At 63.4% G+C, this 12,981-nt stretch carries 11 protein-coding genes; 9 read left to right on the forward strand and 2 right to left on the reverse strand.

Translation table 11 applies throughout. The annotated features are described in order from the left end of the window. Together AC1D1P_RS04610 and AC1D1P_RS04615 are read right to left on the reverse strand one after the other, a co-directional pair. Positions 1 to 944: POTRA domain-containing protein (locus AC1D1P_RS04610; RefSeq protein ID WP_477672223.1), on the reverse strand; the 944-nt coding region annotated here is incomplete at its 3' end. 659 nt (positions 945 to 1,603) lie between these two features. Next, entirely contained in the window at positions 1,604 to 2,719 is a 1,116-nt protein-coding gene (locus AC1D1P_RS04615) for a 5-methyltetrahydropteroyltriglutamate--homocysteine S-methyltransferase (RefSeq protein ID WP_457281944.1), read from the reverse strand. A 144-nt stretch (positions 2,720 to 2,863) separates the two neighbouring features. Here AC1D1P_RS04615 and AC1D1P_RS04620 point away from each other — a divergent pair, with 144 nt between their 5' ends. From AC1D1P_RS04620 to AC1D1P_RS04660, 9 genes are all read left to right on the forward strand, one after another. Then, a complete protein-coding gene (locus AC1D1P_RS04620) occupies positions 2,864 to 3,958 on the forward strand; it encodes an aromatic ring-hydroxylating dioxygenase subunit alpha (protein WP_477670474.1) in 1,095 nt (364 codons plus the stop codon). 105 nt (positions 3,959 to 4,063) lie between these two features. Beyond that, positions 4,064 to 4,768, forward strand: a complete 705-nt coding sequence (locus AC1D1P_RS04625) for a GntR family transcriptional regulator (RefSeq protein ID WP_457281942.1) — start codon at positions 4,064 to 4,066, stop codon at positions 4,766 to 4,768. A gap of 110 nt (positions 4,769 to 4,878) precedes the next feature. After that, on the forward strand, positions 4,879 to 5,865 hold the full coding sequence (locus AC1D1P_RS04630) for a PDR/VanB family oxidoreductase (RefSeq protein WP_477670472.1): 987 nt from the start codon (positions 4,879 to 4,881) through the stop codon (positions 5,863 to 5,865). Between the two features lie 265 nt (positions 5,866 to 6,130). Beyond that, a complete protein-coding gene (locus AC1D1P_RS04635) occupies positions 6,131 to 7,303 on the forward strand; it encodes an ABC transporter substrate-binding protein (protein WP_477672224.1) in 1,173 nt (390 codons plus the stop codon). Positions 7,304 to 7,399: 96 nt separating this feature from the next. Then, the gene (locus AC1D1P_RS04640) at positions 7,400 to 8,272 is read left to right on the forward strand and encodes a branched-chain amino acid ABC transporter permease (protein ID WP_477672225.1); all 873 of its coding nucleotides are present in this window, start codon (positions 7,400 to 7,402) and stop codon (positions 8,270 to 8,272) included. Continuing rightward, positions 8,273 to 9,241: a branched-chain amino acid ABC transporter permease gene (locus AC1D1P_RS04645; RefSeq protein WP_477670470.1), complete on the forward strand. Its 969-nt coding sequence runs from the start codon at positions 8,273 to 8,275 to the stop codon at positions 9,239 to 9,241. After that, entirely contained in the window at positions 9,238 to 10,017 is a 780-nt protein-coding gene (locus AC1D1P_RS04650; RefSeq protein ID WP_477670469.1) for an ABC transporter ATP-binding protein, read from the forward strand. The genes AC1D1P_RS04645 and AC1D1P_RS04650 overlap by 4 nt, the downstream gene beginning before the upstream one ends. Beyond that, a complete protein-coding gene (locus AC1D1P_RS04655) occupies positions 10,010 to 10,726 on the forward strand; it encodes an ABC transporter ATP-binding protein (protein ID WP_477670468.1) in 717 nt (238 codons plus the stop codon). The genes AC1D1P_RS04650 and AC1D1P_RS04655 overlap by 8 nt, the downstream gene beginning before the upstream one ends. A 241-nt stretch (positions 10,727 to 10,967) precedes the next feature. Then, positions 10,968 to 12,981: NADP-dependent malic enzyme (locus AC1D1P_RS04660; protein WP_477672226.1), on the forward strand; the 2,014-nt coding region annotated here is incomplete at its 3' end.

A 12,981-nucleotide genomic window follows, 5' to 3' on the forward strand; every position in this document is an offset into this window, starting at 1 on the left:
GGCTCGAACTGCTTGCCCAGCGCGTAATCCAGGCGCACCGCGCTGACCCCCACCCTTGTGCCGTAAGCGCCGACCGGCACGGTGTAGCCGGCACGGTATAAGGTCGAACCAGCCTGGTCGCTTTGCTGGGTGCTCAAGGCCAGCACGTCACCGCGCCCCAGCAGGTTGTTGAGATTGGCACTTAACGTGACACGCGCGGCACCAGCGGCGCGCGCACCATGGTTGTCTACGCTGACCGAGCCGTCGGCGCGCGGCCCTTTGCCCTGCACGGTGATCAGGACATCCGCCAGGCCCAGGCGATCTCCAGGCTCGACCGTAGCGCCGGCGTCGTACCCCGCCAGGTCGCGCAACAGCAACACCGGCTTGTCGAGTGCGTATTCGGTAACGGCGTCACCGGACCGCAGCTGGCCGCCCACCAGTTCTTCCGCGAACGTCTTTGAGATACCAGCGCCGTCGACACGCACAGTGACGCGGCCGACCCGCGCTTCGATGATGGTGATGGCGACAGTCCCGCCTTCTGCGGGAAACGCCTGCTCGGGCAGGTACGCCTGCGTGAGCAGATAGCCGTTCTGCCGGTAGAGCGCGCTGACGGCATTGGCGGCGTCTGTGAGGCCAGCCAGATCCGTGGACCGGTGGAGCCGGCTCGACAGCAAAGCCGCAAGTGCTTCACTGGAGAAAACGCTGTTGCCGGAAAAACTGAACGCCGCTGGCGTGATGCGCGCCGTTCCCGCCGCTGGCTCCGCAACCCGGGGTGGTGTCAGTTCAGGTAGTGGGCCGCTACGCGGGGGTAGCAGCGGTAACGAACCTTGCGGCTCCAGCAGCGTACCGGCATCGGGCCGCACGTCCACGCGGGCCTGCGCCAGCGCAGGGACGTTCAGGGCGATGCATGCGCCCAGAACCCCCCAGGCAAAAAGCCTGGATGCCAGAAAGACTGAACTGCGCAAGGAGCGACCCTTTCGGTGTACAAATGAAACAAAATGTTTTATTGGTTGTAGCGCTTTACCCTTACGCTGTCCAATATTTTCCGCTAAAGAACCTTTTATTTTCGCTGTAAGTGTTTGTTTTTACACGATTATTTTAGGATTTTGAGAAAATAAACGGGCACGCTCAATGTTCTTGGTTAAATGTAAGTAAATGTTGGAGCATTATTCCCACCGGCAGGCAGACAGAAGTGGCCGTCGGCCGCATGAAGAAGCGCCGGTCAATAGGAATAAGAAGAGAGAAGAGGAGGCAAAGAAGGGGGCGGCACTCATGGATCTGTGCCGGCCGGCAGCGCCAGTACTGGCGAGGGTTGGGCCAAAAGCCTGCGGGCAGCAGGCTCAGGCCCATGATTGCTATCTTTTTGAGAGCTGCTTGCGCACGCTCAGCAGGGATGACGAGTCATTTTGATGATCAACCAAGCGCAATTAATGGAACCGGTCCATCCGACCCGTTGAACGGCTTGCCTCGTGGACGGCTGCGACGGGAGTGCACAGCCGAAAAAGTCAGCGCCGCAGCCCGGTTGAGCGGCCTCGAAAAGGCCGGGGCTGGGGGTCCGTTGGGACTCCCCCTCGCTAAAGAAAAGAGAAGGGGAGGACGACATGCGCCAGTCCCGGGGGTCAGATCAGGCTGTGCCCCATACCTCGCGTGCGGTTTCGACCACCAGGCGCAGCTTGTTGCGTTGCGCTTCCACGGCGATGTTGTTGCCGTGCACTGTGCTGCTGAAGCCGCATTGCGGTGACAGCGCGAGCTGCTCCAGCGGTGCGTATTTCGCAGCGTCTTCAATGCGGCGTTTCAGGTCGTCCTTGCTTTCCATTTCACCGAACTTGGTGGTGACCAGGCCCAGCACCACGGTCTTGCCCTTGGGCAGGTAGCGCAGGGGCTTGAAATCGCCGCTGCGGCTGTCGTCGTACTCGAGGAAATAGGCGTCCAGGTCCATCTCCTTGAGCAGCGCCTCGGCCACCGGCTCGTAGTTGCCGGCCGCGGCGTGGGTGCTCTTGAAGTTGCCGCGGCACAGATGCATGGCCAGCGTCATGCCGGCGGGCTTTTGCGCGACCACCTTGTTGATGAATTTGGCGTAGCGGTGCGGCAGCTCATTGGGGTCGTCGCCGCGCTGGCGCGCCGCCTCACGCATTTTCTCGTCGCACAGGTAGGCCAGGTTGGTGTCGTCCATCTGCACATAAGTGCAACCGGCCGCGGCCAGGCTGCGCAACTCGTCGCCATAGGCTTTTGCCACGTCGTCGTAGAAAGCCGGATCGAGTTCGGGATAAGCCTCCTTGCTGATGCCGGCGCGGCCGCCGCGAAAGTGCAGCATCGTGGGCGAGGGAATGGTGACCTTGGGCGTGTTGCCMGCACTGACCTGGCTTTTCAGGTACTGGAAGTCGGCGAGCTGGATGTCCTTGACGTGGCGCACCTTGTCAATCACGCGCATCACCGGCGGCGCCAGTTCCATGCTGCCGTCGGGCCGCTGGATGGTGACCGGGATGTCGGTCTTCACGCCGCCGATCTGCTCCAGGAAGTCGATGTGGAAATAAGTGCGGCGGAATTCGCCGTCGGTAATGCTTTTGAGGCCCACGTCTTCCTGGAACTTCACGATTTCGGTGATGGCCTGGTCTTCGACCTTGCGCAGTTGTTCGGGCGTGATCTGGCCCTTGGCTTTTTGCTCGCGGGCTTCCAGCAGGTACTGCGGGCGCAGAAAGCTGCCGACATGGTCATAACGGGCGGGTAGCTTGGCGGTCATGGGAAAGTCTCCATCGGTTGCAGGCACAAACCCCCATGGTATTCCAGCAAAATCACCCCTCATTGAATACAGAAACTCCGTATTTTCCCTGAATTTCTCTATTTTTCTTGGCATTTTGGCAATTTATGTATACATTAAGTATCCATGAATGCCCAGAAATCGACTTTCCCCCTGAACGCTTGGTATGCCGCCGCTTATGACGTAGAGGTGGGCCGCACGCTGCTGGCGCGCACGATCTGCAAACAGAAGGTGGTGATGTTCCGCCGCACCGACGGCCAGGTCGCCGTACTGGAAGACGCCTGCTGGCACCGGCTGCTGCCGCTGTCCATGGGCACGCTGAACGGCGACGAGGTGACCTGCGGTTACCACGGCCTGGTCTATAACGCCCAAGGCCGCTGCACCCACATGCCCAGCCAGGAAACGCTGAACCCCTCGGCCTGCGTGCGCGCGTTTCCGGTGGTGGAAAAGCACCGCTTTGTCTGGATCTGGCCCGGCGACCCGGCCAAGGCCGACCCGGCGCTGGTGCCCGACATGCACTGGAACGACGACGCAGACTGGGCCGGCGACGGCAAGCTGATCACGGTGAAGTGCGACTACCGCCTGGTCGTCGACAACCTGATGGACCTGACCCACGAAACCTTTGTGCACGGCTCCAGCATCGGCCAGCGCGCCGTGGCCGAGGCGCCCTTTGTAGCCACGCACGGCGACCGCACGGCCACCGTCACGCGCTGGATGGAAAAAATCGACGCACCGCCGTTCTGGGCCGGGCAGATCGAGCATGCGCGCGGCTACAGGGGCAAGGTGGATCGCTGGCAGATCATCAAATTCGAAGCGCCCTGCACTGTGAACATCGACGTCGGCGTAGCCGAAGCCGGATCAGGCGCGCCACCCAAGGACGGCCAGCCGGGCGACCGCAGCAAGGGCGTCAATGGTTTTGTGCTGAACACGGTGACGCCAGAAACAGACGGCAGCTGCCACTATTTCTGGGCTTTCGCACGCAACTACTGCCTGGGTGAGCAGCGCCTGACGCACCAGCTGCGCGAGGGCGTGGCCGGCATCTTCCGCGAGGACGAACATGTGCTGGAGGCCCAGCAAATCGCCATCGACGAACACCCGGACCACCAGTTCTACAACCTCAACATCGATGCCGGCTCGATGTGGGCACGCCGCCTGATAGACGGACTGATCGCGAAAGAAAAACCACCAGCGCCTGTCATCGCTATCCGKCTGGCGGCCTGAGGCGGGGTCATTTTTATGCGAACCACAATCAATGCTATCAATTCAGTAGCTGCCGGCGCAGATTCTGACAGGGGTACAGGCCAAAACAGCCTTGAAAGTGCCCAGGTGCGGGCGCAGCTTCAGCTTCGCGAGATGATCCTGGCCGGCGAGTTGCCCGGCGGCGCGCGCATTGCCGAGCTGTCCATCGTTGAAAAGCTCGGCTTCTCGCGCACACCGATCCGCGCGGCATTGATGCGGCTGGAGCAGGAAGGCCTGCTGGAGTCGCTGCCCAATGGGGGCTACGCCGTGCGCACGTTTTCCGAACGCGATGTGTCCGAAGCGATCGAACTGCGCGGCACCATTGAAGGACTGTCGGCGCGGCTGGCCGCCGAGCGAGGCGCACCCACCGTGGTGCTGAACGAAGCCCGCGAATGCCTGGGCAAGATTGATGCGGTGCTCAGCCAGCCTGCGCTGGACGATGAGGCTTTCTCTTCCTACGTCGCGCTGAACGAACGGTTTCATGAACTGCTGGGTGAAATGGCTGGCAGCAGCGTGATTGCCAAGGAACTCGAACGCGTGTTCAGCCTGCCCTTTGCGTCGCCTTCGGGTTTCGTGGTGGTGCAGGCCAATTCCCCGGGCGCGCGCGACATGCTGGTCGTGGCGCAAGACCAGCACCGCCAGGTGCTCGACGCCATTGAGCAGCGCGAAGGCTCGCGCGCCGAAGCGATCATGCGCGAGCACTCACGCCTGGCCCAGCGCAACCTGCGCGCTGCCGTGGCCAGCCACAACCTGGACCAGATGCCTGGCGTGCGTCTAATTAGAAAGAAATGACGTTCCCCCCGAAGCGGCCTGCGGCCGCCTCCCCCCAGGGGGCGCCACCAGTGGCCCGGCAAAGCCGGTTCCACGGCGACCCTCGAATTGAAGAGATCACGGAAAACTGAATGAAAGCCACCTCCAGCTGGACCGATGCGGTCATTGAATCTTTTGAGGACCTCACGCCCACCGTGCGCGAGTTTCGCATCCGGCCCACGGGTGACGCAGCCACCGTGCAGCGCCACGAACCCGGCAGCCACCTGCAGGTGCAGCTGCTGGTGGACGGCAAGCCGCAGCTGCGCTCTTACTCGCTGGTTGGCGAGACCGATGCGCAAACGTATCGCATCGCCGTGAAGCGGCTGGACGACGGCCGCGGCGGTTCGCGCGCGATGTGGCAGCTGGCCGCCGGCGACCGGCTGCAGGTGAGCGGCCCACGCAACCATTTCCCGCTGGACTTCAACGCGCCAGCCTACCTGCTGGTGGCCGGCGGCATAGGTATCACGCCGCTGGTCGGCATGGCCGAAGTGCTGGCCGCCCGCTGTGCGCAGTCGGGCCGGCCGCTGCGCATGCTGTATGGCACGCGCAGTGAATCTGAACTGGCTTACGGCGAAACACTGCGGGCTTGCCTGGGCGAACGGCTTCATGTGGCCGTCGACGCGCGCATCGACTTTGCCGGCGAGATAGCGGCGCTGCCGGCGGGCGCGCAAATGTACGTCTGCGGCCCGGTGCCCATGCTGGACGCCGCGCGCCATGCCTGGGAGGCCTCGGGCCGGCCAGCGACTGACCTGCGTTACGAGACCTTCGGCAACAGCGGGCGGTATGCGCCGCAGGCTTTCCGGGTGCTGATTCCGCGCCACGCGCTGGACATCACCGTGCCGGCCGGTTGCAGCCTGCTGGACGCGCTGGAGCAGGCGGGCGTGGAAGCGGTGTCCGACTGCAAGCGCGGCGAATGCGGCCTGTGCACGCTGGACGTGCTGGCGGTGGACGGCGAGATCGACCACCGCGACGTCTTTCTGAGCGAGCACGAGAAACAGCAAAACACGCGCTTGTGCGCCTGTGTCTCGCGCGTGGTCGGTTCGGTGACGCTGGATTCTTCCTACCGGCCCGACGCGTGAGGGGACAACTTGTGTGCGATCACCGGGTCATGCGCGCGATGATCGCACAATCGACCGCGAACCAGCAGTGACCCCGTGAGCGGCAACCCACACAATGAAGCCATGGAGGGCATGGAGGTCATGGCCGATGTGTTCACATATCGAACATTTGTGCTGATACCGCACTCATACTAGACTCGCACCGGTTTGCAACCCGATGCCGGCAACCTGAACTCCGCCGCGTTTGACGCAGCAGCAAGAACTGAAAACCACCCAGGAGACAAGCATGAAAAAACGTACCTTCCTCACCGCCGCCGCGCTGTCGGCCGCGGCACTTGCCGCCGCCCCGGCACTGGCCCAGGACAACACCTTCAAGATCGGCCTGATCCTGCCGATGACGGGCCAGCAGGCCACCACGGGCCGGCAGATCGAGGCGGCCGTACGGCTTTACATGGCGCAGAACGGCGACAGCGTGGCGGGCAAGAAAATCCAGCTGATCGTGAAGGACGACACCTCGCTGCCGGACACCACACGCCGCCTGGCGCAGGAGCTGGTGGTCAACGACAAGGTCAACGTGCTGGCAGGCTTTGGCATCACGCCCTCGGCCCTGGCCACCGCGCCCATTGCGACGCAGTCCAAGACACCCATGGTGGTGATGGCCGCGGCAACATCCAGCATCACGCAGGCCTCCCCCTACATCGTGCGCAGCAGCTTCACCTTGCCGCAGGTTTCGGTCGCGCTGGCTGACTGGGCGCCCAAGAACGGCATCAAGACGGTGGTCACGCTGGTGTCCGATTACGGCCCCGGCATTGATGCCGAAAAATTCTTCAAGGACCGCCTGACCTTCAACGGCGGCCAGGTGACCGACGCGCTACGCGTGCCGCTGCGCAATCCCGACTTCGCGCCCTTCCTGCAAAAGGTGCGAGACAACAAGCCCGATGCGCTCTTCGTCTTTGTGCCCTCGGGCGCGGGCGCCGCGGTAATGAAGCAGTTTCTCGAACGCGGCCTGGACAAGGCCGGCATCCGGCTGATCGCCACCGGCGACGTGACGGACGACGACCAGCTCAACGACATGGGTGWCGGCGCGATCGGCGTGGTGACCTCCCACCACTATTCGGCGGCGCACCCCTCGGCCATGAACAAAAAATTCGTGGAAGCGTTTGCCAAAGCCAACAAGGGCCTGCGCCCCAACTTCATGGCCGTGGGTGGCTATGACGGCATGCGGGTAATTTACGAGGCGCTCAAAACCAGCAAGGGCCAGGGTGGCGGCGACGCGCTGCTCGAAGCCATGAAGGGCCAGCTCTTTGAAAGCCCGCGCGGCAAGATCTTCATCGACGCACAGACGCGCGACATCGTGCAGGACGTCTATCTGCGCAAGGTCGAGAAGAAGGACGGGCAACTCTACAACGTGGAGTTTGACGTGATCAAGGACGTCAAGGACCCAGGGAAGAACAAGTAACCCCCCGAAGCGCCGCTTCGCGGCGCCTCCCCCCCTGCTGGGGGCAACCTCTGCGGCCCGGCAAAGCCGGTTCCGCGCCGTTCCTTGCGAAGATAAATGCTCACGATTCTTTTCGACGGTATCGCTTACGGCATGCTGCTGTTCATTCTGGCGGTGGGACTGGCGGTGACCATGGGCCTGATGAATTTCATCAACCTCGCGCATGGTGCTTTCGCGATGGCCGGCGGCTACATCACCGTGTTGCTGATGCAGCACTTCGGCGTGCCTTTTTTGCTGTGCTTGCCTCTGGCCTTCGCCGGCTCGGCGCTGCTGGGCGCTGTACTGGAGCGCACGCTGTACCGGCCGCTGTACAACAAGCCGCATCTGGACCAGGTGCTGTTTTCGATCGGCCTGGTGTTCATGGCGGTGGCCAGCGTGGACTACTTCGTCGGCTCGACGCAGCAGATCGTGCAGCTGCCCCAATGGCTCAAGGGCCGCACCGAGATTGGCAGCGGCGCCTGGATGCTGGGCATGGGCCACTACCGGCTGTTCATCATTGCGGTGTGCGCCGCGCTCACGCTGGGCCTGCAATTCGTGCTGACTCGCACACGCTTCGGCAGCCGCTTGCGTGCCTCGGTGGACGACCAGYGCGTGGCGGCCGGCCTGGGCATCAACGTCAACCTGGTGTTCCTTTCGACCTTCGCCGTCGGCTCGGGACTGGCCGGCCTGGGCGGCGCGCTGGGCGCCGAAGTGCTGGGGCTGGACCCGAGCTTTCCGCTCAAGTTCATGATTTACTTCCTGATCGTGGTGGCCGTGGGCGGCACCACGTCGATCACTGGGCCGCTGCTGGCCGCGCTGCTGCTGGGCATTGCCGATGTGGCGGGCAAGTACTACATCCCCAAGCTGGGGGCCTTCATCGTTTACAGCCTGATGATCGCGATCCTGATCTGGCGGCCGCAGGGCCTCTTTGTGCGCAAGGGTGGCAGATAAATGAACACTCAAACGTCCCTGCTCAAAAACAGCCGCTGGAAGCTCTGGGAACCGGTGCTCTGGCTCGCCGCCTTCGCCGCGCCGGTGGTGATGCCCAGCCACGCGTCCATCATCAATGAGATCGCCATCGTCGCGCTGTTCGCGGTGTCGCTGGATCTGGTGCTGGGTTACACCGGCATCGTCTCGCTGGGCCATGCAGCCTTCTTCGGCATAGGCGGCTATGCGGCGGCGCTGTTCGCCAAGCTGGTGATGCCGGACCCGCTGGTGGGCCTGGCGGTGGGCATCGCCACCGCCACGCTGCTGGGTGCTGTGTGTTCACTCACCATCCAGCGCGGCAGCGACCTGACACGGCTCATGGTGACACTGGGCGTGGCGCTTATCCTGCTGGAGCTGGCCAACAAACTTGACTGGCTGACCGGTGGCGCCGATGGCCTGCAGGGCGTGGTCATGGGCCCGCTGCTGGGCCGCTTCGAGTTTGACCTGTCGGGCCGCACCGCCGCCTATTACTCGCTGGCCGTGCTGCTCATTTTGTTTGTGCTGATGCGTCGCCTCGTGCATTCGCCGCTGGGCGCGACACTCAAGGCGATACGCGACAACCGCCTGCGCGCCATGGCCATCGGCATTCCAGTCGCTTCACGGCTGGCGGTGGTCTATACGGTGGCGGCCGGCGTCGCGGGCGCCGCGGGAGCGTTGATGACGCAAACCACCGGCTTTGCCTCGCTGGATTTGTTTGAGTTTCATCGTTCGGCCGATGTGCTGCTGATCCTGGTGGTTGGCGGTGCGGGCTGGCTGTACGGGGGTGTGGCCGGGGCGATTGTGTTCAAGCTGATGCAGGACGCGCTGTCGTCCATCACGCCGCAGTACTGGACCTTCTGGATAGGCCTCTTCCTGGTGGTGCTGGTGCTGGTGGGGCGCGAGCGCCTGGTCCGGCCCTGGGCATGGCTGCCTAAGCGCGGAGGCCAGCCATGAGCGCGGCGCCGCACAGCGACGCGGTACTGTCCGCGCAAGGGCTGGTGATGCGCTTCGGTGGCATTGCCGCCACCAACAACGTGAGCCTGAACCTGCGTCGCGGCGCGCGCCATGCGCTGATAGGGCCGAACGGTGCGGGCAAGACCACGCTGGTCAACCTGCTGACGGGCGTTCTGCAGCCGACCGAAGGCCGCATCTTCCTCGATGGCGAAGACATTACGCGGCTGGCGCCGCACCAGCGCGTCAAGCGCGGGATGGTGCGCACCTTCCAGATCAACCAGCTCTTCGATTCGCTCACGCCGCTGGAAACGCTGGCACTGACCGTATCGCAGCAAGCGGGGCTCGGCGCGAAATGGTGGCAGGCGCTGGGGCGCAACCAGCGCGTGGCCGAGCGCTGCGAACAGTTGCTGGAGCAGTTTCACCTGACCGGAGTGATGGACCAGCCGACCCGCATGCTGGCCTACGGGAAGCGCCGCCTGCTGGAAATCGCCGTGGCGCTGGCCTGCGAGCCGCGCGTGCTGCTGCTCGACGAACCCGTGGCCGGTGTGCCGGCCGGCGAGCGCGAAGAACTGCTGCAGACCGTGGCCGCACTGCCCGCTGACGTGTCGGTACTGCTGATCGAGCACGACATGGACCTGGTGTTCAGCTTCGCCACCACCATGACGGTACTGGTCAACGGCACGCTGCTGACCGAAGGCACGCCTGAGGAGATCGCGGCCGACCCTCAGGTCAAGGCGGTCTATCTGGGCCATGGCGAAGAGGTGGCTCATGGCTGAACTGCTCAAGGTCGACAAACTGCGCGCCGGCTACGGTGAGGCGGTGGTGCTGCACGAGGTGTCGTTCACGCTGGGCGAGGGACAGACGCTCGCGCTGCTGGGCCGCAACGGCACCGGCAAAACCACGCTGATCAACACACTGGCAGGCGCGACGCGGCAGCACGGCGGCGCCATCTCGTTCGGGGCGGGCGCATCCATGGTCGCGTTGCACCATTTGCCCTCGCACGAACGCGCGGCGGCCGGCATAGGCTGGGTGCCGCAGGAGCGCAATATCTTCAAGTCGCTGACGGTGCACGAGAACCTGACGGCGGTGGCGCGCCCGGGCAAATGGAACCCCGATGGCGTGTACGCCATGTTCCCGCGCCTGGCCGAGCGAAAGGGCAACCTGGGCACGCAGCTGTCGGGCGGCGAGCAGCAGATGCTGGCTGTGGGTCGTGCGCTGGTACTCAACCCGAAGCTGCTGCTGCTCGACGAACCGCTGGAGGGCCTGGCGCCCATCATCGTGGAGGAGCTGCTGCGCGCCATACGCCGCATCACGCGCGAAGAGGGCCTGAGCGCCATCATCGTGGAGCAGCACCCGCAGGCCATTCTGGCGATTTCCGACAGCGCCGTGGTGCTGGACCGCGGCATGGTGGTCCACACCGGAACGGCCCAGGCGTTGCGCGAGCAGCCCGAGCGCCTGGACCATTTGCTGGGTGTTGCGCGCTGAGCGGCGCAGGCCCGCCAACCTGGCTTTTTTTATTTCGCGCTTAAAGCGCTCAAAAAACGGCTACGCGCCGCCATCGTGAATGAGCTACGCGGCAAAGCGGCTTTCTGTGCTGAAAAGTCAAAAGCAAAGCACCTTTTTGCGTAGATTCACTTACTAGGGTTTTCCCCTCCGACGGCCTACAATCGCAGACCTTACAAGAAATTGACGGTCGACCCGACCGTTTCCGCTGGAGACCTTGCTGATGCCGACACCCCCCACCGCGACGCCCAATAGCACTGAAGCCAATCGCGAAGAAAAACGCGCCGAATTGCGCAGCGCCGCACTTGAATACCACGAGTTTCCGACCCCGGGCAAGATCGCCATCGCAGCGACCAAACAGCTGACCAACCAGCGCGACCTGGCCCTGGCTTATTCCCCAGGCGTCGCGGCACCTTGCGAAGAAATCGTCAAGGACCCGAACAACGCCTTCAAGTACACCAGCCGCGGCAACCTTGTGGCTGTCGTGACCAACGGCACCGCCGTGCTGGGGCTGGGCGACATCGGCCCGCTGGCCTCCAAGCCGGTCATGGAAGGCAAGGGCGTACTGTTCAAGAAGTTCGCCGGCGTGGATGTTTTCGACATTGAGATCGACGAAAAAGACCCGGCCAAGCTGGTCGACATCATTGCTTCGCTGGAGCCGACCTTCGGCGCCATCAACCTTGAAGACATCAAGGCGCCCGACTGTTTTTATATCGAGCGTGAGCTGCGCAAGCGCATGAAGATCCCGGTCTTCCATGATGACCAGCACGGTACCGCCATCACCGTGGGCGCGGCCGTCCTGAATGCGCTCAAGGTTGTCGGCAAAGGTCCGGGGCAAGTCAAGCTCGTGACGTCCGGCGCGGGCGCGGCCGCCCTGGCTTGCCTGAACCTGTTGCTCAAGCTGGGCATCCAGCGCGAAAACGTGTTCGTGACCGATCTGGCTGGCGTGGTCTACGAAGGCCGCACCGAGCTGATGGACGAAGACAAGATCCAGTTCGCGCAGAAGACCGATGCACGCACGCTTGCCGACGTCATCGCTGGCGCGGACATCTTCCTGGGCCTTTCCGCCGGCGGCGTGCTCAAGAAAGACATGGTCGCCAAAATGGCCGCCAAGCCCATCATCCTGGCGCTGGCCAATCCCAATCCCGAGATCACGCCGGAGGACGTCCGGACCGTGCGCGACGACGCCATCATGGCGACCGGCCGCACCGACTACCCGAATCAGGTCAACAACGTCCTGTGCTTTCCCTACATCTTCCGCGGCGCACTGGATGCCGGAGCATCCACCATCACCGTCGAGATGGAAATCGCGGCTGTACACGCCATAGCCGAGCTGGCGCAGGCCGAGCAAAGTGAAGTCGTGGCAGCCGCCTACGTGGGTGAAAAGCTGGCGTTCGGGCCCGAATACCTGATTCCCAAGCCTTTCGATCCGCGCCTCATGATGAAGATCGCGCCCGCCGTCGCACAGGCGGCGGCCGACAGCGGCGTGGCCCTGCGGCCCATTCAGGACATGAACGCTTACCGCGAACGGCTGCAAAGCTTTGTCTACGCCTCGGGCACGGTGATGAAACCGATTTTCGCGGCCGCCAAGGCCGCCAGCCGCAAGCGTGTGGCCTATGCCGAGGGTGAGGAAGAACGCGTGCTGCGTGCCTGCCAGATCGTGGTGGATGAAGGACTCGCACGCCCGACACTGATTGGCCGACCCGCCATCATTGCCCAGCGCATCGAAAAATTCGGCCTGCGCCTGAAGGAGGAGCTCGACTACGACGTGGTCAATGTCGAGCAGGATCATCGCTACCGCGACTTCTGGCAAACCTATCACCGCCTCATGGAACGCCGTGGTGTGACGGTGCAGATCGCCAAAATCGAAATGCGCCGCCGCCTCACATTGATCGCCGGCATGTTGCTGCACAAAGGCGACGTGGACGGGCTGATTTGCGGTACCTGGGGCACGACGGCCCATCATCTGGACTATCTGGATCAGGTCATCGGCAAGCGCGAAGGCGTCAACACCTATGCCTGCATGAACGGCTTGTTGCTTCCGGGGCGCCAGGTGTTCCTGCTCGATACGCACGTCAACTGCGATCCGACTGCGGAGCAGCTCGCGGAGATCACCACCATGGCGGCCGAGGAAATGATGCGCTTTGGCATCAAACCGAAGGCGGCTCTGCTGTCGCATTCGAATTTTGGATCTTCCAACTTGCCCAGCGCCCTGAAAATGCGCCGCACGCTGGAGT

This window comes from Polaromonas sp. P1_E1_2, from assembly GCF_056406035.1.